Origin of the sequence: Chryseobacterium sp. B21-037, assembly GCF_028570785.1 — a bacterium.
Classification (GTDB): domain Bacteria; phylum Bacteroidota; class Bacteroidia; order Flavobacteriales; family Weeksellaceae; genus Chryseobacterium; species Chryseobacterium proteolyticum.
Genome location: NZ_JALGCB010000001.1, coordinates 803,931 through 829,105, shown reverse-complemented (window position 1 = coordinate 829,105; position 25,175 = coordinate 803,931). Strand labels below are relative to the sequence as shown.

The following is a 25,175-nucleotide window of genomic DNA, read 5'->3' as shown; positions in this document are numbered from 1 at the left end:
GTTTCATATGTCTTATTGTGTGTTTATTGTGATTATTAAAGTGTCTGTTTTATATTTTCTTCGGTATTTATTTTAGTTAACCATTCTGTACAATATGGTGTATTCACAATGGTAAAGTGATTGGCCTCTGTAGGGATGATCTGCACATCGCTGAAATATTGATCCCAGCCTGCAGCAGCTCCCTGATCTCCCCAATCTTCGCCTGAAAGTTTCGTATTATCTGCCTCTACGAAAATTAAAGTTTGATCCAGCTTTTCTTCCATCTTGTAAACCGCTGAAATAGAGGCCCGGAATACCTCCCACATTCTGGCTACTGTTTTAGCTGGAAGTGTATGGACTGTATCACAGATAAATGGCATATAATCCTCTTGCGGCAGTTGTTTCACAAGCTCTTCTACGGCATCGTCACTCAACCATGGCTGACTGAATTGGATCAGTGATCTGAAATAAGTTCCCAATTTTTGAGCTTCCTCTAAGGAATTGAAAGAAGAAAGCGGATCTGTGAAGCAATCCAGGAAGATAACCTTGTCGATTTCGATGGCCAATTCCTTCGCCTGTCTGATCATCTCATAGATTACAATACCACCATAACTGTGTGCCAATAAATTGATACCTCCAATGACTCCCGTCTGTTTAATCTGTTCCAGGTTATAAGATGCCATTGTTTCAATACTTGTATTAGGAGCTTCATCCGCTGTGATCCCCTTCATCTGCAGTCCATAAACAGCTCCTTCCCCAGGTAAATTACCTGCCAGGGTAAAGTAACCTTCTGTTGACCCAAGCGCACCTGGAATAACAAAAGTTACTTCTTCCATATTTCCTTCTCTTAATGTTAAAACAGATTCTTCACAGGACTCTTCATTACCATTGATCAGTATTTTAATTCCTGCAATCGTTGGATTCTTCATGATGTGGATCAGCTGAATGTCTTTATCAAATGCAGTATTGATCTTATGGGCTAACTGAATCATCGTTAATGAGTTTCCACCCACATCGAAAAAATCATCATGAATACCTACCCTATTTAATTTTAATAGCCTGATCCATATCTCCGCCAGCTTATGTTCTGTTTCATCCGATGGTGCTGTAAACTCACTTTGATTAATATCATTTGGATCAACGCTTGGCAAAGCTTTCCGATCAACCTTACCATTAGAAGACAACGGAATTTTATCTATTTCAATGAATATGGAAGGAACCATATATTCAGGCAGATGAGCTCTTAAATGCTTTTGCATTTCTTCTTTGTCAAAAACATCATTTGCTACGACATATGCAACCAGTCTTTTATTTCTGTTATCATCTTCTACCGTTAGAACCAAGCCTTGTTTTACGAGCGGAGATAACTGCAAAATGGTTTCCACCTCTCCTAACTCAACTCTGAATCCATTGATCTTAACCTGTCCGTCCTGTCTTCCAAGGAATACAATAAATCCGTCAGGATGCTGACAGCCAATGTCTCCGGTACGATATAATTGTTTCTGCATTCCGGGATGTTCAATAAAACTGGCAGCTGTTTTTTCTGGATCCTGGTGATAGCCTTTAGCTACCCCAATTCCGCCGATATAAATATCTCCGGGAACATTCACTGGGCAAGGAGAAAGGTTGATATCTAAAACATACATTTCCTGATTACCTAAAGGATACCCGTAAGGAATACTCTTCCATGACGGATTGATTTCACCGATCGGATAATGAATAGACCATATAGAACCTTCTGTTGCTCCACCAAGGCTGATCACAGCACTGTCCGGATTGATCTTTTTTATTCTGCCCGGTACATCCAAAGGAATCCAGTCTCCACTCATCCAGTACATTCTTAAGCTGGAAAGATGCATTTCAGAAGTATCTTCCTGTCTTTCTATCAACAAATTCACGATCTGAGGTACTGAATTCCAAACAGTCACCTGTTCTTCTTTCACATAACGAAGCCAGATATCGGGATTCAATCCTTCTGTTTCCAGAGGTAGGATCAATGTTGCTCCACAGGCAAATGTTCCGAATATATCGTAAACAGAAAGGTCAAAGTTGAGATCGGATATTCCAAATACCTTATCATCTGAAGTAATGCCAAATCTTGCATTCATATCATACAAGGTATTGACAGCCCCACGATGATCGATCATTACCCCTTTCGGTTTTCCGGTAGATCCTGAAGTAAAAATGATATAAGCCAGTTCTGTATCCGGAACTTTTACAGTTTCATGATCCGCTGATTCTTCGGCGAAAGTCCTTTCTTCCAGAAGGATTATTTTCACTTCCTCAGAGAAGCTTACCTTATCCATATAATCCGGTTGTACCAAAACGATAGTGGATTCCGTCTGTTTAATCAATTCATTCATCCTGTTTTCAGGCAGGCTGCCTTTAACAGGAATATAATGTCCACCAGCTTTCAGAATTCCCAATACGCCCCAAACCTGCTCTAAGCTTTTATGGGAAACCATCGCAACAGGAGCATTAGCCGGAAGACCTGATTTTACAAGTTCTCCCGCTAAACGATTCGCCATTTCATTTAATTCAGCATACGTAATTCGTCTCCCATCGTGCACTACTGCAATTTGATCAGGGGTTTTAAGGACCTGCTCTTCGAAAAGATCAGATAATGTTTTATGTTTCGGATATTCAACCGCTGTGTCATTTCTTTCGTAAAGGAAGTAATTGATTTCTTCTTTGGATAGAACTTCATACGTTTTTATCTGTCTTGCTGTATTTTCCAGAACACCATTCATTAGCTCCATGAAATATCCCATATGTTGTTGTATCAGCTCCGGACTGAATACATCCTGATCATATTTCAGGCTTACAATGATTTCTTTTCTCAGATCCTGTATTTCCAAAGAATACACGTGAGCCGTTTCCTGATATACTTCATCATAAATTTCAATACCTGAACCACCTCCCGTTAATATTTCATCAAAGATGTTCTGATAAATGAATGATACTTTGAATGGTGTTTCTCTATTACCGAAACGGTCTAAATTCAGATCTGATAATAATTTAGGCAAAGGATAAGCTGCATGAGACATTCCATTTATCATTCCTTTTTGAATATTTTTCACCAACTCTGCAAAAGTCTGGTTTCCAGACACTCTGTTACGCAATATCATCATATTGACATAATAACCAATACTGTTTTCATACTCCTTTTTAGGACGTCCTGCAGTCGGCATCAAGATCAATAGGTCTTCCTCTGTGGTCAACTTATGAAGTAACATTGCATAGATCCCTGAGAATAAGACAGAAAGATTGACTTTCAGCTTTTTGCCTAATTCTTTGAGCTGATCTACTTTCTCCTCCACAAGCTTTATTCTTTCAATACCAATCGTAGTTGTTTTGGTACTGTTCTGCTTGTACAAATCGTAAGGCAAATTAATTATGGGTAGTGTCCCAGATAAATTCTTTTTCCAATACGCCAGACTTTTCTCTCCTTTCTTACTTAGAATGAAATTCTTTTCCCATTCTACGTAACTGAAATAGGCAAAATCAGGTTCTTTAGCCACTATTTTTTCTCCGTCTAAAAGTTTTTGGCATTTTTCAAAAAGAGAAGCTATAAACACAGAGCTTGACATTCCATCAAAAATGATATGATGAAATACCAATAGAATATAATTATTATGGGCTGCAAGGTCTCTTCTGACATATAATCTTACCGGTAATTCTATCTCCAGATTGAATGGTTTTCTTACCAGATTCCATGAAACTTCATTGATGTTCTGACCTTCAGCAAGCTCTTGATCATCCACTTCAACTTCTGATACATTTTGAATTTGATTATAAATCTCTCCGGTTTCATCAGTAAGAAAACGGGACTTAAGAACCGGATATTCATCAAGCGTTAGCTGAAATGCTTTTTTCATGACATTATAATCGATGGTTCCCGGAATAATAAACGATACAGGAACATTATAATTTGTATTTTCAGGTTCCAGTTGCTGTATAAACCAAAGTCCTTTCTGACCTTCTGAAAGCGGATATCTTGGTGATTCTTCCTCCTGAATTTCTTCTACATCATTGATGGTACTATCCGATAATGCTTCAGGCTGATGAACGGCTGTTATTTTCTCCTGATATTCTTCGAGAAGGAAATCAGCCAGATCATTGATCGTTGGATAATTATAGAAAACAGCAGGAGTCAGGTCCGTATCATAGAAATCATTGAGTTCATTAGAATACTTGATCAGTAAAATGGAGTCAAATCCGTAATCACTCAGTTTTTCATCCCTTTCAATATCGCTTTCGGATAATTTCAACAGCTGAGCCGTGATCTCCAATAATTTTGATGCGACCTTATCCTGTAATTCAGCACTTTTAGGCATAGCATGCGCTTGTACCTGTTTCTGTTTTACTACTAATCTGTTCAGTAATTGAGATCGTATTTTATCAACTTTTCCATAGGTTACGATTCCCTGGGTGTAATTACTGCCTAATAATTGATCAAAAATGTTAATTCCAACCGACTTAGGTAAAGGAGACAATCCATATTGTTTGTCTAAATATTCCTGATTGGTCTCGTCCATTACCATTCCACCTTCTTTCCAGAATGGCCAATTGATGCTGATCGTTTTCCCTTGTCGTTTCCCTTTATTGCGCTCAGATTCCCTGTACACGGCATAATTATCCAGATAGACATTAGCGGCTGCATAATCTGCCTGGCCTGCATTTCCTGTGATGGCGGCTAATCCGGAAAACAGCACCATAAAATCAAGAGCTTCATCTTTGGTGGCTTCGTCAATGTTCTTAACGCCATTTACTTTAGCAGCAAAAACTTTTTCAACTTCATCAGGAATTTTATTGACGATCAAACTGTCCTGGGTTACCCCTGCACTGTGGATGATTCCATCTATTCGGTGGTATTTTTCTTTAATCTGATCCAGTAAACTCACAACCTCTTCTTTATTATTCACATCACAACTGAAGTAATCTCCATGAGCAAGACCCGCAATGAAAGCTTCTTTTTCTTCATCTAGCTGACCTCTACCTGTTAAGATTACTTTCGTTTTTGGTATTTTGTTGATGTGGGTAGCGAATAATCTGCCTATTCCTCCTGCTCCCCCTACGATCAGATACACTCCGTTTTCTTTAATTTTTAATCCGTCATTATCCGAAATATTAATTTCGTTAATTTTTTTCACTTTTCTAAGCCCGGACTCATAACGGATCTCTGCATCGGCAGTACCTAGTTCTGTCTGTAAAATTGAGGTCAGTTCCGGTGCATCTTTTACAGAAAGTCGCTCCACACTGATGATCTTCCCTGTGATTCCCGGATTTTCAAGACTTGCTGTTTTAAGCAGCCCCGATATAAAGCCGTAATCCAGATAATCTGCAATACAGCAAACGATCAGTAAATGGGACGTATTTTTCTCTAATGCTCTTTTTTTAATTACAGACATCACATCAATCAGGTAATCTTCGGCAACTGCCCCATCGATCGTTGTGGTTTCAATTCCCAATTCTGTTTTAAGATTTTCCGCAAGTTGTGCCGGGCTGTCTACCAACAAGACCATTGGAATCGCTTCGTTATCATGTCCGGCAAAGCTTTCTGCAGCACATTCTTCCCAATTCATCGTAAATATGCAGGCATCTGTTGCAGCATCCGACCATTCTGTTTTCTCAGTTCCATCTACCGGAAGGGTAACAAAATCATGGAAACTCATCAATACTTTTCCATGATCATCCAGAATATCTACATCATAGGTAATTACAGCTCCATTTCCCTGATTGGCTTTGCTTTTTCTGGCATAACTCCAGATATTAAGAGGCAGTTCTTCATAGAATACAACTTCTTTAACACTAAATGGAAGCTGAGTAACCGGTTTTTTATCGATAAAGCCCATTCCCATACAGGTTTGCAATGCACTATCCAAAAGACCCGGAGAAACACTGAATCCTTGTAATTTTGGTAATGTAATCTTCGACAATGCTTCTGAGGATGAGTAATACATATGCTCAATTCCCATGAAACTATTTCCGTATTGAAGTCCCATCTGTCTGAAAATATCATAACATGTTGCTCGGTCCACACTCTCTGACATTCTGTTTTGAATAGATGTAAGATCAAATGAACTCTTCACTGGCAAAGATTGCGTTGAAATACGACCCTGGCTATGAAGCTGCTCTTGTCCATTCAATGAATAGATTTCATAACTAAGTTCTTCATTAATGCTTTTCAAACGAATATGCACCTCTTCTGCCTTTCCATTGACACGTACAGGACTCATCCATGCGATATTTTTAAGAACGGTTATCTTTTCTGATAAAAGCTCGGTTCCTGAAATTCTTGCCATTTCAAGGTAAGCTACACCCGGTAATATAATCTCATTCTGTATTTTATGATCACTTAAAAATTCTTCGTTTCCTGTAAAAGTACTGGAGAACTGGAAAGATTTAACTGTTGAGGTATTACGGTGGATCAGTGGATGCAGATAACTTGTTTGCTGACGGTTGACAGTAGATTTAACCTCCGGAATCCAGTAACTCTGACGGGCAAAAGCATATGTAGGAAGACTGATTTTATTCGGACGTTGTTCCTGGTACAATAAATCCCAGTTGATGGTTATTCCTTTTGTCCATAACACTGCTAACGATTTGATCTCACCATGGGCAATAGCATAGTCAATATATGCCTTACCAGCTCCGCCTTCCAGTAAAAAGTCTGCTTTATCCTTTTTGATGTTTCCGATCATCAGGTTTTCAGTATTCCCTTTCAGGAATCCATCCAACTGAAGCATCAGATCGGCCTGGTCTGCAGCAAGTAGAGCAAAACGTTCTTCCATCGGTTCTCTTCCGACTTGCAGGGTATAAGCTATATCCTGAATATTAGTTCGTGGATTTCTTTCTAACCAAGACAGCAATTTACTAACCTGATTTTTAAGTCTTTCTGCATTTTTTGCAGAAATAATGATCAATGCCGGTTCGGTAGAAATTGATGACACTTTATTTTCCGGATACTCTTCAATGACCATATGTACGTTCGTTCCACTAAAACCAAAACTGCTGATGGCCGCTCTTCTTGGTGCCTGATTTTCTGTTTTCCAATCAGTTAATTCACTTCCTACCTGGAAAGGGCTATTGACAAGATCAATTAAAGGATTGCATTCTTCAAAATTCAAGGTGGGTACCAATTGTTTATGTTTTAAAGAAAGCATGATCTTCAGAACACCTGCTACTCCTGCAGCAACTAATGTATGACCAATATTGGTTTTAACGCTTCCGATTCTGCAATACTGTGTTTTTTCTGTATACTTTCTGAAAGCATTCGTCAAGGCATCCAACTCAATAGGATCTCCCAGACTGGTTCCTGTACCATGTGCTTCTACATAGCTGATGGTCTCAGGATTGATATTGAACTTTTTATAGACTTCCTTTTCAAGTTCCTGTTGTGCCAGAACACTTGGTGCTGTAATTCCATTGGAAGCTCCATCCTGATTGGTTAAGCTGGCTTTGATCACTCCATAAATTCTGTCTCCATCTCGTTCTGCGTCCGCAAGACGTTTCATGATCACAACTCCTACCCCTTCACCCGGAACAAATCCATCCGCTTTTTTATCAAAAGTATGGCATTGTCCTGTGGAAGACATCATTCCGGCTCTGCTGGCCAGAGAATAAAAACCAGGCGTTGTCATGATATTGATTCCACCCGCAATAATCAGGTCGGTTTCTCCTTTTTGTAAGCTGCTGCACCCCATATCCATCGCCAAAAGAGAACTTGAGCACGCTGTATCCACAGAAATTGCAGGTCCCTTCAGATCTAAGAAGTAAGATATTCTTGCTGCTAATACGGCGCTGGAATTCCCCCACATTACTGAAGCTTCCTCACATTCCCGGATATTGTAATCACTTGGAGCCACTCCTGCATATACTCCACACTTGCTGCCTTTTAAACTTTTCGGATTAATCGCTGCATCTTCAATGGCTTTCCAGCAATGCTCCAGGAACAAACGCTGTTGCGGATCCATCATTTCGGCCTCATTTCCTGAAATCTTAAAGAAAACAGGGTCGAATTTATCAATATCCCGTAAAAAACTGCCTGTCCATTTTGGTCCTTCATTGTGAGTATATCCCTGCCATCTGTCTGCAGGTACATCACCGATCAGACTTTTTCCATTTTTCAAAACTTCCCAAAATGCATCCAGATCGTTGGCAGCTCCAAACTGTCCGCTCATCCCAATGATGGCGATATCATTTTCATGGCGATATACTGGTTCCTGAGCTTTAACAGGGGCAGTAAATCTTGTTTTCAAAGGTGTTTCCACTTCACGAACTGAAGCTTGAACTGAAGTTTCAACAGCCACTTCAACTTGTAATGCTTCGCTAAAGTTCTGCATTAAATGCTCAGCAAGCTGCTGGATGGTTCCATAGCTGAAAATATCTGTAGATTTCAGATCCACCTTCAGTTTTTCATTGATATTTTTGATGAGTTCCATACTCAGGATGGAATCAAAACCATAATCCATAAACTGGCATTCTATATCAAAATCGCCTGGTGGAAGTTTGATTAAATCGGCAGCTATTTTGGTCAGCTGTTGGATCAGGCTATTATTATCTATTGTTTTTTTCATAACAGGCATTTTCTGTTTTGGTGCTGCTGTAGTCTGTTGTATAACAGGAGGCACCATTTTGATTTCATGTTTTTTTTCTGGTTGTTTTATTTCGGAAATGATCTTTCCATCGCTGGTAGCACAAATGATCTGTTGTGAAAGGACTTCTCCCTGAGGATAGCTTATTGCTTGAAGATAACCCGTTTCTTTCAACACATTTTGCCAGCTTTCTGATGATAGTCCAGGACTTCCGTTTAATCGTATTCCGCGGTCTTCATACAGCCACCATCCGTCTAATAATCCGAAAGTTAATGTGGTAAATATTTCTGTGCGTGCTATTTCATTCATGATCAGTAGGCCATCCTGTTTTAATAAAGCTTTGATATTATTCAGGGTTACGGCCATGTTTTTAGTGGCATGCACTACGTTAGCACCAATCACGATATCATAACTGCCTAGTTCTATCTGCTGATCGGAAGGATCCGATTCTATATTCAAAATAGCTGTTTCCAGATACGGTGCCATTGTTTTAAACTGTTGCTCTGCATAATGAAGGAAACTGTGTGAAAGGTCCGTGTATAAGTAGAAAAGATGGTCTTTATAAGGTTCCAATGCTCTGAAAACAAATTGGCTTGTTCCTCCTGTTCCTGCTCCTACTTCTAATATTCTGATCTTTTCACCCGGTTTCAAATAAGGAATACTGGCAGCAACACTATTTTTGATGATCCCGGTCAACAAATCGTTGAAATAATCGGATTGCGCATTTCCTTTATAAATACCGCTTACATAGTCCATGCTTCCTCCGGGAAACATCACTGAAGTAGCCTGTATCTTTCCTGTTATGATTTCTATGAAGGACTCCAGACAAATCTTAAGCAGTGTTCCATGAGGACGGTATTCCTGTCCCTTCATCACAAGCTCACTCATCTGCTGTTCGAAATCAAAATCATTAAGAGCGTCTTTTGTTTCTTCAGCCACAAAAATCTGAGTGTCTTTTACGGTTACATATCCTTTTGTCTCCAATAAATGAATCAAAACAAAAAATAACTGTTCATATTTATCATTAATGGAAAGTTGAGATCTTAAACTACTGATTGTTTGACCCGTAGTCTGCTTTTCTTCCAGTCCAAGTTGAAGTAATACTTTCAAGATTCCTTTACAGCAAAGCATTTCAAATATCTGATCCTGCTCATCTGCTTTTGGATAAATAAGAGCATCCGCTTCTTCCATTTGTAATACGGAACTGGATCTGACTTGTGAAATCTCCTTCTCATGATGCATGGTAGGCATAGCAGCAGCCGTTGCAGCAGAGAGTTTCAAAGCAACGATCTGTTGTTCATTGTTGTTTAACACGGTTTCAAGCAAGTGCATTCCCTCTTCCGTCTCTATGCTTTCAATACCTGCCTGCTTCATTTTTTCTTTATAACCATCTGCCGCTACAATACCGATCTCGCCCCAATATCCCCAATTGATGATCCTAACAGGGATATTCAACAGGTGGTTTACATTAAGCGCATAACTATCTTTAAAAGAACACCCTGACGCATAATTAGCTTGTCCCGGAGCATGTACCAAAGATTGTGCTGAGGAATAGAAACAGATAAAATCAAGAGGTTCGTTTTTGAATATATATACTAAATTCTGGCTGGACAGAGATTTAGGCATGAACGCTTTTTTAAAATCATCTTCAGTCATATTTTTCAAAAGCATATCATGCAAAACAATTGCTGAGTGAAACAGACCGTGAACCTCGCTGTGATTTTCTTTAATTAATTTATAAGCTTTTTCAACCTGTTTTGGATCAGTAGCATCACATGAGTAGTATTCAGGTTTTTGTCCCAGTTTGGCAATTTCTTCCTGAGCCATCATAATTGCTTCATCAGCGACTCTTCTTCCCAACCAGATGATCTTCGCCTGATAGTTCTTTACCAGGTATTCTGTAGTTGCTTTTCCTAATCCTCCTGCACCCCCTAGCAATACATAAGTTCCTCCGTTTCTAAACGTTGAAGAATTTACTTCAGGTAATACAATAGGATACAAATGTTGTCTGTAATAATGCCCGTTTCTCAAAGCAGTAACTGCATTTTCTTTATTATCAAGACTGATTGTAAATAGATCTGTCCAATTAATTTCCGCAGGATTTTTCAATGCAGATACATCCAGATCAATCCGGTTAACTGACCATTGAGGCTGTTCTTTTATCAAGGCTCCTGTCATTCCTATCATACCACTTCCTGCAGAAGTTATCTTACTATCCGGCAAAACTTTCTGTGTATTAGAAGTGAATACGGTAAGTTTCAAGTCTTTGATTCCCGCATCTAATAATTGTTTTATGCTAGTAAATACGGCCAATTCTCTTGCAGAATGATCATCCATTAATGCATCATCACCTATTTCAGTTAATCCCTGTAAAAGATAAACACCTGCTACATCATCAGGAATTGCATCTAAAGTTTCTGTAGTGGTCACCTCCGCACCTTGATTCATTAGCCATTTTCCAAGTTCTTCACCAAATACCGGATCTGAACCTCCGGTAACAAGGATCTGTTTTCCTTCAATTAAAACTGAAGCTTCCGGCTGGGTAATTATCCTGTCCCACATAGGTTTGTGAGCAATGGATGAAGCTTTACCCGAAGTGCTTTGAAAGGTAACCTGAGGTGACAATACCAAATCCCTGAAATGCAGTAAAACAGTTCCCTCTTCATCCATAATATCCATTTGGCAACAGAAAGTTCCACTTTGCTTTTTCTCAAATGTTGCATGGCACCAGATCACTGAAGGTAATGTTCCAAAAATGGTTATTTCAGCAGCATCTGAAGGCTGATAAAGAGATTGTTCTCCCTGACTTAACAGCCAACCCGTACTGGTTTGTACGATATTATCCAATACTCCCGGAGAAAGAATAAATTCATCAGTAACCGGTAATACGATTTTTGCCAGTGCATCAAGTTTATCGAAATACAATATTTCCACTCCCTGAAAGTCAGCTGCATAAGTCTTACCTGCTTTTGCAAACAAGCTGTAAAGTGCCTCTTTTTCAAGAGAATACTGATAGTATTGTATTAAATCTTCAATATTCTTTTGATCATGGGGCTGTTGAAATTCCGTATTCAGTAAGCCCTGACCATTAAGCTGTGGCTTATTTTCTTTATGTTTTGTGTAGATTTCATACCCGATTTCATTTCCTGCGTTAAAGAGGTTGATCTGAACATTGGCAGGAACTCCGTTTACTCTTATCGGATCAACCCATGACACATTCTTCAATTGGGTAATACGCTGACGTAAACTTCTTTCTCCCGCTTCTCTTGCGAGTTCTAATAAGGCAGAAGATGGCAGTTCTTTATAATTGGTGATCTCACACTGTGTTAAGAAATCTTCTTCTCCCGTATAGGTGCTGATAAATTTCTGCTCATTCAGGTCAGAATCATTGCTGTGCAATAATGGGTGCAGATTATTCTGACCATATTGTACAATTCCGTCGTTAACGATAGGAATCCAGTATCGATCTTTTATAAATGGATAAGCCGGCAAACTGATTCTTGAAGGAAATCCTTTAGGATAAAGAGAATTCCAGTCTGTATCCACTCCATTCACCCAAGCCATTGCTATAGAAAGCAAATCTTTTGTGTGCTGGATGTAGTTTTCATCTTTTTTACGAATATTTCCTCTGATTGGATTCATTGTTTTTTGATCCAGATAATCGCTTAACTGAACCATCAGATCTTCTTTATCAGTCGCAATGAATGCCAGCCTTTCCTCCATTTCCTCTCTACCTATCTGTAAGGTATAGGCAACATCATATAAATCTGCCTGACTGTTTTTTTCTAAGAAATTTTTCAGATTCTCCACCTGGATGGCAATTCTGCTGGCATGTTTTGCAGACAATGCAATGATCACAGGCATTTTATAGTCCAATTTCCTGGCTGATAAAGCTGCATATTCTTCAATGATGATATGAGCATTGCTTCCTCCTGCGCCAAATCCACTGATCCCGGCGATACGAGGTTTCCCTTCATTTGTTGGCCATTCTTCAAGTTGTTGCTGTACTTTAAAAGGACTGTTTTCAAAATCAATATCCGGATTTAGAACAGCGGAATGTAATGAAGGTACCAACTGCTGATGCTTAAGCTGTAAGATCACTTTGGTTAATCCTGAAATTCCTGCTGCCGATTCACAATGTCCGATATTGGATTTGACAGAACCGATGCTGCAAAACTGTTTTTCTGTAGTTTCAAATGCTCTGTTCAGTCCTGCTATTTCGATCGGATCTCCAAGACTAGTTCCTGTCCCATGGGCTTCTACATAGCTTAAATCACTTGCCTTAACTCCACTTTTCTCGATCGCAGCTTTAATTACTGCAGCCTGAGCTTTTGGATTTGGAACGGTATATCCATTCGTTTTACCGCCGTGATTTAATGCGGTTCCTTTAATTAAACCATAAATATGGTCACCATCTTTAATCGCTTCGCTTACACGCTTTAATAATACCGCTCCAACACCTTCTCCAGGTACATATCCATCTCCACCCATACCAAAGCTTTCACAACGGCCTGCACCAGACACAAAACGTCCCTGGCTCAGCATCAGATATTTATTTGGATGTACGCTAATGTTTACTCCTCCGGCAACAGCCACATCGGTATTTCCAACAATCAGATCATTACATGCTAAATGAATAGCCGTTAAGGAAGAAGAGCACATCGTATCAACGGCCATACTCGGACCATTGAAATTAAAGAAGTATGAAATTCTGTTGGCAATACTGCTTGCTATACCGGCCGGCGTTACAAAATTCCCTTTCATTCTTTCCTCAGCACCAAATAACTGGTATTCTTCATACATTACTCCGGCATAGACTCCGATTTTCTTAGCAATTCCGGTTTTGGCATCTTCTGAACGTATACTGTCACGGGTGTATCCCGCATCTTCTATCGTTTCCCATACGGTCTGCAGGAAAAGACGTTCCTGAGGATCCATCAATTCTGCTTCTCTTGGTGAGATACTGAAAAATAAGGGATCAAACTTATCAATGTCATTCATAAACCCACCCCATTTGCTGTAGCTTTTTCCAGGGCGACCTTTTTCTTCATGATACATTTCATCTGCATTCCAACGGTCCGCCGGAACCTGTGTGATACAGTCTTTTCCGATTTTAAGATTCTCCCAGAATTCTTCCAGGTTATTGGCATCCGGATAACGTCCGCTGATACCGATAATGGCAATATCTTCGTTGATGTTTTTATTCCCAGATTGTTGTTGTACCATTGAAAAACGCTGGCGTCTGTTTTGAACATCAACAGGTCTCTCAGTTTTTATAACTTCTTTTGTCAAAGGTGCCGAAGCTTTTACTACAGCCAATCCTGTTAATTCTAAAAGTAATGAACGATGAGCTTCCATAAAGTAGCCACAAAGCTCTTTCAGGGTCAGGTATTCAAAGAATAAGGTACGGGGTAACTTACCAAATACGTCCTGCAGGCAATTAGAAAGCCTGATCACCAATACGGAATCAATTCCGTACTGCTCAAAAGGAACTTCAGCCTTTAATTTTTCTTCAGGCATTCTCAACTCTTTTGCCAGAAGGCCACGCAGATAGATTATGGACGCATTGTAAAGACTATCATTATTGACAGAAGTTTCTGTTGGTGAATAGGATATTTCTTCTGGTTTCTCCACCAAAACCTTCTCCTCTTTAGTATCTCCAAACAGTACCATTCCCTGGGTAATTCCACTATTCATTAAGCTTTCAAATGCCTTAATACCCACATCAGTTGGCATCGGTGCCAAACCAAAGTGTTGCATCATATAGATTTCAGCTTCAGCACTGATTTGCATTCCGCCTTCTTTCCAGAGTGGCCAGTTAATGCTTAAAGTCTTTCCATAACGTCTGCCATTCATACGTTCGCTTTCCCTGTAATGGGCATAATTATCCATCCAGGTGTTCGCTGAAGCATAATCAGACTGTCCGGCGTTTCCATTGACCCCCGCTACGGAAGAGCAAGTGATCATAAACTCTAACGGAAGGTCTTTCGTTGCCATATCCAGATTTCTGGTTCCTTTTATTTTAGCCGCAAAGACTTCTTTTACTTCCTTTTTTGTTTTCTGAAGGATCATACTGTCACGGATCACTCCCGCACTATGAATAACACCGTCAAGTTTCGTATGTTTTTCAATGATATTTTGAATAAGATCATTGACTGCTGACTCATCACTGATGTCACAAGGATAATACAATGCATTATCTAATTGATCAACAGCTTTTTGTTGAGAAGGATTCAACTGTGGACTTCTGCCCGTTAAAATTATTGTTGCTCCTTCTGTTTTATTAAGATATTGCGCAAAGATCAACCCTAATCCACCAGCCCCGCCAGTAATCAGATATACTCCGTCTGACTTGATGTGAACGGGAGCTGTGGATGAATCAATCAACCTATTTTCCATTGATCTTACCTCGCGTTTTCCTGCTGAATAACGCACTTCATGGTCTGGATTCTGTTTTTCATTCATCAAAATACCACCCAATTCTTCAAGATTTTGAAATGCCTGATCTTCTATGCTGATCAGTTTTCCCGTAATTCTAGGATTTTCCTGGGTTAACGTTTTTAGTAAACCAGTAATAAAACCATACTGATAATACTGATCCTGACTACAAGCAACGACAATATGAGTTGCCTTTTTATGAGGCATTACTGTTTTTGCCAGAGAAAGCATATCCATAAAGAAATCTTCCTCTTTTACTGTATTAATGGCCGTAACCGTTAATGAGAAATGATTGTAAAGATCATCGGCCATGGTCCCGGATCCTCCTGCCAATATGATGATCGGCATTGTATCTCTAAGAGATTGTACAGGTTCTGGCTGATACTTCCAATGATCAGCTAATAAGCTAAGTCCTTTCGGAGCCATTTCGGTATCATTAACACTATCATTGGCTACAAAACCATTCACAGGTAACAATACCAATTCTTTGAAACGAAGAACAACCTGTCCTTGATTATTCAAAAGATCAATGTCATAGCTGCTAATTCTCTTCCCTGCTTTATTTTTCTTAATGTGACACCACAATTCATCTGTTAAATCCTGATACAACTCTATTTCAGCTACGCTAAAGGGCAATAAAATCTCTTTGGTGCTTTTTGCCAGCTGCATTCCTATGCATGATTGTAATGCACTGTCCAGAACTCCCGGAGTTAAAACCAAAGCTCGATCCTTTGGTAAGGAAACTCTTGATAAAACTTCGTCTTCATCATAATACATCTCCCGGATGCCACGGAAACTTTTACCATAACCTAATCCAGATTTCTGGAATAAAGTATAACAGTCACTTCCACTTATTGTATGGGCTAATCCTGCTTTGATTGTTTTTATATTTTTCTGTTCAGGAATGAACAATTCATCAGTAGATAAAATCCCTCTGCAATGTACCTCTTCGGCATCGTCCTGGGTATAGACTTCAAATTCTATTTCATTCTCTGAAGTAAACACACTGGTAAAAACAGTTTGCTCCTTATCGTTGATCTGAATTGGATGTAACCAGCTAACCTCTTTTAATTTTGTAATTTTTGCCTGTAAAGATTGCTCGCCTGCTTCTCTTGCCAACTCCAGATAAGCAACTCCCGGTAATGTCTTAACATCATGTACCAGATGATCCGTTAAAAACAATTCTTTCCCTGTAAAAATGCTGGTAAACTGCTGTTCTCTAAGGTTAGAAGTATTAGTATGCAATAAAGGGTGAAGTTTTGAACCTGCTTTTAATACTAATTCTCCGTCTCCTTTTGGAAACCAGTAACGTTCATTCGCGAAAGGATAAGATGGTAAACTAATAACAGATGGTTTGGCATCATTGTAAATCAGATTCCAGTCAATATTCACACCTTTTACCCATAACTGAGCTAAAGAATGACTCTCTTTTTCTCTGATGATGCTTTCCAGATAAGCCATCCCAGACTTTCCTTCCAGAGAAATTCCCAGTTGATCATTGTGGATATTCCCAATGTATAAATTCTGTGTATTCTTTTCCAGATAACAAGACAGCTGAGAAAGCACGTCTTCTCTACCTTCTGCAATAAAAGCCAGTCTTTCTTCCATTGCTTCTCTTCCCGTTTGAAGCGTGTAGGCAAGATCATCAAGATTGATTTCGGAATGATTTTCAATATGCTTTTTGAGGTTCTCAACAATTACTTTTAATCTCTCTTCGTCTTTGGCTGATAATACAATTACCAATGGCATTTGCTGTCTGTAAGCAACATTTTCACTTACATATTCCTCTACGATCAGATGTGCGTTGCTTCCTCCTGCACCAAATCCACTGATTCCGGCAAGCCTTGGTTTATTATTTACAACAGGCCATTCTTCAAGTTCTTGTTGAACTTTAAATGGTGTATTTTCAAATTTTATGTTAGGATTTAATATCGTAGAGTGCAGAGAAGGTACCAGTTGGCGGTGCTGCATTTGTAACAGAACCTTGGTTAATCCCGATATTCCTGCTGCTGATTCGCAATGCCCAATATTGGATTTTACGGAGCCAATGCTGCAGAATTGTTTGTTTTTAGATTCAAAAGCTTTATTTAATCCTGCTATTTCAATAGGATCTCCAAGACTTGTTCCGGTACCGTGCGCCTCGATATAGCTGAAATCTTCAGCCTTTACACCCGCCTTTTTCATGGCAGCTTTGATTACGGAAGCCTGTGCTTTTGGGTTCGGTACAGTATATCCGTTGGTTTTACCTCCGTGATTAAGAGCCGTCCCTTTAATTAAACCATAAATACGATCTCCATCTGCTAATGCCTGACTGTAAGATTTTAGCAATACAGCACCCACTCCTTCACCTGGAACATAACCTTCTCCTCCTTCTCCAAAGCTTTCACATCTGCCTTTACTGGAGACAAACATCCCTTGGCTCAGCATCAGATATTTATTCGGATGTACACTGATATTTACTCCTCCGGCTAAAGCCATTGTACAATTACCATTCTGGATGCTTTCGCAAGCAAGATGTATTGCTGTTAAAGAAGAAGAACACATGGTATCTACTGCCATACTGGGCCCATTCAGATTGAAAAAGTAAGATACCCGGTTCGCAATGCTGCTGATGCTTCCACCAGGATTTACGAAATTACCTTTCGCATTTTCTTCAGCTCCAAATAAAGGATATTCTTCATACATCACCCCTACATACACACCTACCTGCGGCTGGGTAGCATCTTTATCTCTTCTTCCTTCCAGTTTCTTTTTAGGATATCCTGCATCTTCAAATGTTTCCCAGGCTGTTTGAAGAAAAAGACGTGCCTGTGGATCCATTAATTCTGCTTCACGAACAGAGATATTAAAAAACAAGGGATCAAAATGATCTATTTCATCAATAAATCCGCCCCATTTGCTATAGCTTTTTCCTGCCTTTCCTTTTTCTTCGTCATAAAAATCTGTAAGATCCCAGCGGTTTGCAGGGATTTCTGTAATACTGTCTTTTCCTGATTTCAGGTTATCCCAAAATTCTGAAAGATTTTTAGCCTGAGGATATTTCCCTGAAAGTCCGATAATGGCAATAGGCTCATTAACAACCGATGAATTTCTGCTTGTAGATTTTTCCACAACGTGAAAAGCAGATCTTATATCGCTTTTAACGCCCTCATTGATAGATTTGGAAATAACAGTAGTTTCTTCTGGCAATACTGTTTTTACACCAGTAAGCTCGATCAGTTTTTCAGGGTAAGCATCAACGAAAAACTCGGTGACTTCAGCTAATGTTTGGCATTCAAAAAATAAGGTCCGTGGGATATTGTAGAAGATGCTTTCCAGACGATTGGTCAGTTTTGTGATCATGATAGAATCGATTCCGTACTGTTCAAAAGATGTATCCGGTTCCAGCTTATGATTCTTCATTCTGAGTTCTTTCGTCATTACATCTCCTAAATAGATCATGGACGCGGCATACAATGCTTTATCATTTCCACCCGTTTTCTTTTGGCTGGTCTTAGAAGCTGAAGACCCATTCATCCATGAGTTCAACTTATCTTCTTCACCATATACCACAACGCCTTGCGATGAAATGTTGTTCAACAAAGTTTCAAAAGCGGAAATCCCATCAGAAGTAGGCATTGACCACAATCCAAAATGGCTGGCCATATATTTTTCCTGGTCTGCATCGATCTGCATTCCGCCTCCTTTCCATAAAGGCCAGTTGATACTTAAGGTTTTGCCTGTTCTTTTTCCTTGGTTACATTCTTTCTGTCTGTGGTTGGCAAAATAATCCAACCAGGCATTAGCAGCGGCGTAATCTGCCTGTCCTGTATTTCCAAATACACCTGCTAATGATGAACAAAACATCATAAAATCAAGTTGCTCATCTTTTGTTGCCTGATCTATATGCTGAGCTCCGGTAATTTTAGCAGAGAAGACATCATGAATTTCTGATGTAGTTTTTTTGGTAATTAAGCTATCCCGGGTAGTTCCTGCACTGTGAATCACTCCATCCAGATGACCATAGTTATTTTTTATCTTTTTAATTAAATCTGTAACAGACTTTAAATCCGTAACATTACAACGCTCGTACTGTGCATTTCTAAATCCTTTAATTTTTTCCTGTTGTGTAGGGTTTAATTCGCTTCTGCCTGTCAGAATTAATTGTGTTCCCGGTATTGTATTCAAATAATCTGCGAAGATCAATCCCAGTCCGCCAGCTCCACCTGTGATCAGGTACACTCCATTTTCTTTGATCTCTGTTTTTAATCCCGGATTTTTATCAGAAATTCCTGTTAAGCTTCTAACTTCTCTTTGCCCGGATTGATAACGTACTTCCGGTTCATGGTTTCTTTGTTCTTCCTGTAAAATCTCTGTCAATTCATCCAGTTCATTGATCGAAAGGCCTTCTACACCGATTGTTTTCCCTTGTAAAATTTGATTTTCCTGTACGGCTGTTTTCAACATCGCTGAAATGAAACCATATTCAAGCTCGTCTGCAACAGGATAAACAAAATGAATCTGCAGTTGAGCAGACTTTTTATTTTGTATTTCTTCTAAAACCTGGATAAAAACAGACTCTGGTGTTCCTTCGTTAATTGTTTTTACTTCACATTCCAATCTTTCGCTTAATTTCTCAGCCAATACAGCAGATCCACCTGCCAATAGTACCAATGGAGCATCACCTGTTTCAGTTTTTGATAATCCTGCATTGACCTCATCTAAAGCTTCAGCTTTCCAATTATAATTGTATAAGTGGAGTTCTGGAATTACATTAACGCTATCATTTGTTTTAGCATTCTTTTCCATAGGTACTACAACAAATTCAGAAAAACGAATTACCAGTTCTCCGAAATTGTTCAATAATTCAATATCATAGCTATTAGCCAGTTTACCGGATCTGTTTTTGGTGACATAACACCAGATCTCTTCCGGAAGCGCCTGGTAAATATTCATTTCTCGGACACTGAAGGGCAGCATCAATTGTTGATTCTGATCCGCAAGGCTAATTCCCATACAGGTTTGCAGCGCACTATCCATCATTCCCGGAGTCCATACAAAGCCTTCTGCCGCTGATAAAGCTATTCTTGATAAAGCTGCTTTTCCATTGTAAAAAATTTCCTGGATCCCCTGAAAGGTTTTCCCATATTCAAGCCCAATGGAATTCATTATTTTATAATAATCTGCACCTTCTTTATGGCTTCCGGAATCTTTAAAAAGATCACGAAGATGGTTGATATCTCTTATTTCCGGAGACTGCTGGTCAGCTGTCCCTAAAATACCTTTGGTGTGCAATTGAGTATCGGCTTCACCGCTAAAGATTTCATAGGTTAATCCATCTCCCTGCTCCACGACGTTCATATAAAGCTGAACGGGTGCGTCACTTATCTTAACGGGTTGTAGCCAACTAATGTCCCTGAGTTGAGTAACGTCCTTTCCGGCAACATATTCTCCTGCTGCGCGGGCCATCTCAAGATAAGTGACCCCAGGCAGTACCTTTGTTCCAAGCACTTTATGGTCCGTTAAAAAAAATTCTTTTCCGTTATATATACTGTTGAATTGGTGTTGTTTAGTCATAATTGGTCAATTAATTTTTATAAGCATGTAAAAGAGGATGTAGTTTTTGTTCATCCCGAACTTGTTTTATAGGCTGTACCTGAATCGTATGTTTTACAGGATCTTCCTCCTTTTTGGCAAACCAGTAGCTTTCCTTTGCAAAAGGATAAGATGGCAAACCGATGATGGATGGTTTATCATCCTGATATAACAGATCCCAATCGATAACCGCTCCTTTGATCCATAATTTGATTAGAGACTCGCTTTCCTTTTCCTGGAGAGCACTTTCCAGATAAGCTTTTCCTGCTTTTCCTTCCAGCATGAATCCTGAATCATCCTTACGGACATTTCCTGTAAGCAATTCTTCAAGATGATGTTTCAGATAATTGTTCAGTTGTAAGATCAGATCAGCTTTGCTTTCTGCTAAAAATGCTAAACGCTCTTCCAGTGCGTCTCGTCCTGTCTGTAAGGTATATGCAAGATCATAAAGATTGATTTCTGCATTCTTTTCAACAAAATCCTTCAGATCTGAAACCTTCTCCCGGAGTCTGTTTATATTTTTAGCTGACAATACAATAATTGCTGGTCCGGAAACGTTTCGATTCTCAGGCTGCGGGCTAACATATTCCTGAATAATGATATGGGCATTACTTCCTCCTGCACCGAAACTACTGATTCCAGCGATCCGTGCCTTATTACCTTGTGTTGACCATTCTTCCAGAGACTGTTGTACTCTGAATGGACTGTTTTCAAAATCTATGTTCGGGTTGAGTACTTCAGAATGCAGAGAAGGAACCAATTGACGATGTTTCATTTGAAGCAACACCTTTGTTAATCCTGATATTCCCGCTGCTGATTCACAATGCCCAATGTTCGATTTTACGGAACCTACGCTGCAAAATTGTTTAGCATCAGATTCGAATGCATTCTTTAATCCGGTCAATTCTATAGGATCTCCTAAACTTGTTCCTGTTCCGTGTGCTTCTATATAGCTGAAATCTTCCGGCTGAATTCCTGCTTTTTTCATGGCCGCTTTAATGACCGCAGTCTGAGCTTTTGGATTCGGGACGGTGTAACCATTGGTTTTGCCGCCATGGTTGACAGCTGTTCCTTTAATCACTCCGTAAATACGATCACCGTCAGCAACAGCACGGCTTAAAGGTTTTAGTAACACAGCTCCAACTCCTTCACCCGGTACATAGCCTTCTCCACCTTCTCCGAAACTCTCGCATCGGCCTTTGCTGGAGGCGAATCCACCTTCACTTAAAATTAAAAATTTGTTTTGATGCAAACTTAGATTGACTCCTCCTGCAACAGCCATTTCTATTTCTCCTGACTGTAAATCTTTACAAGCCATATGGATTGCCGTTAAAGAAGAAGAACACATCGTATCTACCGCCATACTAGGTCCGTGGAAATTGAAAAAGTAAGATACCCGGTTGGCAATACCGCTTGGGTTGCCCAGTAAAGCTGTCGGATTTCCTTTTGCTGTTTCTTCTGCTCCGAATAACTGATATTCTTCGTACATTACTCCTACATATACTCCAACCTGTCCTGACATACCGCTTGTTTCATTTACTTTCCCCTGAAGTTTGGCTTTTGTATATCCCGCATCTTCCATGGTTTCCCATACCGTTTGTAAGAAAAGTCTTTCCTGAGGATCCATGATTTCTGCTTCCCTTGGAGAAATATTAAAGAATAAAGGGTCAAAAAGATCAATATCTTTCATAAATCCACCCCACTTGCTATAGGTTTTGCCTTCTTTACCTTTTACAGGATCATAAAAATCGCTGATCTTCCAACGGTCTTCAGGGATTTCTCTGATGCTGTCTTTTCCTGATTTAAGATTCTCCCAAAACTCATCCAGATTCTTAGCATCAGGATATTTTCCACTCAATCCGATAATGGCAATCTCTTCAGATAGTATTAATGATTCAGGAAGTTCTTTTTCAGGAGTTTCTGTTCGTTGATCTACTGCCTTATCAGATGCTGTAGATTGTATATTTTTTACCTGATCTGTAAAGGCTACTTTCTTATGATCAACGGTTGTTGCTGATCCTGTTAGTTTCATAAGTTCATTGCGATGGGTTTTCAGGAAATGAGAAACCAATTCACCCAAGGTCTGACATTCAAAAAATACGGTTCTTGAAACCTTACCGAGTTTTTCTTCCAATAGGTTCGTCAATCTTACGACTATCGTAGAATCGATACCAAATTCTTCAAAAGGAATATCCTGCTGTAATTTAGCCACAGGGATCTTTAAGGTTCCGGCTATCAATGTCCCAATATATTCTATAGATGCTTCATATAAATGGTCATCAGCCTGGGAAACCGGAGTTTCTTTTGCCACTTCTTTTTGAAGTAGTGAACTTCCTTTTTCTATTCCCAGTTTTTCAGGATCTCCATAGATGACAATTCCCTGATTGAAATTGCTGTTCAATAAAGTGTCAAAAGCACGAAGTCCATCAGCAGTCAGCATTGGCCATAAACCAAAATGATGCGCCATATATTTCTCGTGTTCTGTGCTGATCTGCATTCCGCCCTCTTTCCATAATGGCCAGTTGATGCTTACTGTCTTTCCTGTTCTTTTTCCACGAAGCCGTTCCATTTCGCGATGTGAAGCAAAATGATCCAGCCACAAATTAGCTGATGCGTAATCCGACTGTCCTGTATTCCCGAATATTCCCGCTAATGATGAAAAATAAACCGTGAAATCAAGATTTTCATTTTTGGTTGCCAGATCAATGTTTTTAGCTCCTTTTACTTTAGCAGAGAAAACATCCCTAACCTCAGCTGCTGTCTTGTGAATCATCAGGCTATCTCTGGTTACCCCAGCACTATGAATAATACCATCAATACGGCCATATTCATTTTTGATTTTTTTCATTAAAGCCGTTACGCTTCCAAGATCAGTAATATCGCATTGTTCGTAAGCGGTGCTGGACAATTTTCTTAATCTACTTTTTTGTGAAGCATTAAGCTCACTTCTGCCGACCAATATTACTTTTGTGCCTGCAGTCTGATTGAAGTAATCTGCAAATAATAATCCCAATCCGCCTGCACCTCCAGTGATCAGATAAACACCATTTTCTTTAGCGGCTGTTTTTACCTCTTGATTGTCGTTTATGTTTAAAACTTTCAGTTTTTTTACTTCTCTTCTTCCAAGGTGATATCGAACTTCAGCATCGGTATTTTCCTGTTCAATTTGTAAAATCCTCACTAATTCATTCAATCCGTTAATCGACAGATTGTCTACTTCAATTAGTTTTCCTGCGGACACTAAGCTTTCCTGTACTGCTGTTTTCAATAATCCTGAAAGAAAACTATAATCCATTTCTTCTCCGGCAGGATATACCAATTGAATCATTTGCCCTACAGGTTTTCTTTGCTGTATTTCTTCAAGAATCTGAATGAAAGTTTCTTCCGGAGCATTTTCATGAATCATCTTTACTTCACATTCCAGGCTCTCTTCCAGCTTTTCTGCTAATACTGCAGAACCACCCGCCAAAAATACCAAAGGAGCAACTGATGTGTTTGTTCTTTTTGAATTAAATTCCTCTACACCTGCTTTCTGCCATTCATTAGCATACAGGTACAATCCAATACCACTCTCTGAAGTTTCCTTATTCTGACGTTTATTCTCATGAGCCACCGAAGATGTACTGTTGTTGTTTTCTAATGTTAAAACCACTAACTCAGTGAAACTGATCAGAACCTCACCCTGCTGATTCAGCATTTCAATCTCATAACTGCTGGATTGTTTACCTGAACTGTTTTTTCTCACATAACACCAGATTTCTTGTGATAAAGGCTTATAGATATTGATCTCCCTTACACTGAATGGCAACATCAATTGCTGGCTTTGATCAGAAAGACTGATCGCCATGCAGGTTTGTAATGCGCCATCCATCATTCCAGGGGATAAAGTAAATCCAGCTTCTGGAGTTAGCTCAATTCTTGATAATGCAGACTCCTCATTATACCAAACCTCCTGAACTCCCTGGAAGGTTGTTCCATAGTCCAATCCAATAGATCTGAACAATTCATAATAGGCTGCTTTATCCATTTTTGAAATAAAGCTATTTCGTAACTTATTGATGTTTTTGATCTGAGGAACTACGTTGGAAACCGATCCCATTATTCCTTGTCCATGCAACTGTTTCTCATCCGGACCTGAATAGATTTTATAAGTCCATTCATTATTCAAAGTTTCAATATTAATATGAAGTTGTACTGGTTCAGTATTAACCTTTACAGGTTGTAACCAGTTCACTTCTCTTAATTGAGCTATTGAAACCTCAGCACCCATCTCACCTGCTACACGGGCCATTTCAAGATAAGCGACTCCAGGCAGAACCTGTTCTCCAAAGACCTTATGATCTCTTAAAAAAGATTCACTTCCATTCAGCAGACTGCTAAACAAACAATTCTTTAGACTGGAATTATTCTGATGCAATAATGGATGTGCAATAGCAGAACTTGTAACTATTTTCTGTTCAGATTTCAGCCAATATCTTTCTCTTGCAAAAGGATAATGAGGTAGACTCACTTTATTACACTTCGTTTCCTGATATAATACATTCCATTTTACAGGAAATCCTTTTACCCAATATTCTCCTACAGCTG

At 39.4% G+C, this 25,175-nt stretch carries 2 protein-coding genes; both read right to left on the bottom strand.

All coding sequences use genetic code 11. The annotated features are described in order from the left end of the window. Positions 1–35: 35 nt before the first annotated feature. Positions 36–20,570 (bottom strand): non-ribosomal peptide synthetase, encoded by a 20,535-nt coding sequence (locus tag MTQ00_RS03455; protein ID WP_273647756.1) that lies wholly within the window; start codon positions 20,568–20,570, stop codon positions 36–38. 10 nt (positions 20,571–20,580) lie between these two features. Continuing rightward, positions 20,581–25,098, bottom strand: a complete 4,518-nt coding sequence (locus tag MTQ00_RS03450; protein ID WP_273647755.1) for an SDR family NAD(P)-dependent oxidoreductase — start codon at positions 25,096–25,098, stop codon at positions 20,581–20,583. Between the last annotated feature and the right edge of the window lie 77 nt (positions 25,099–25,175).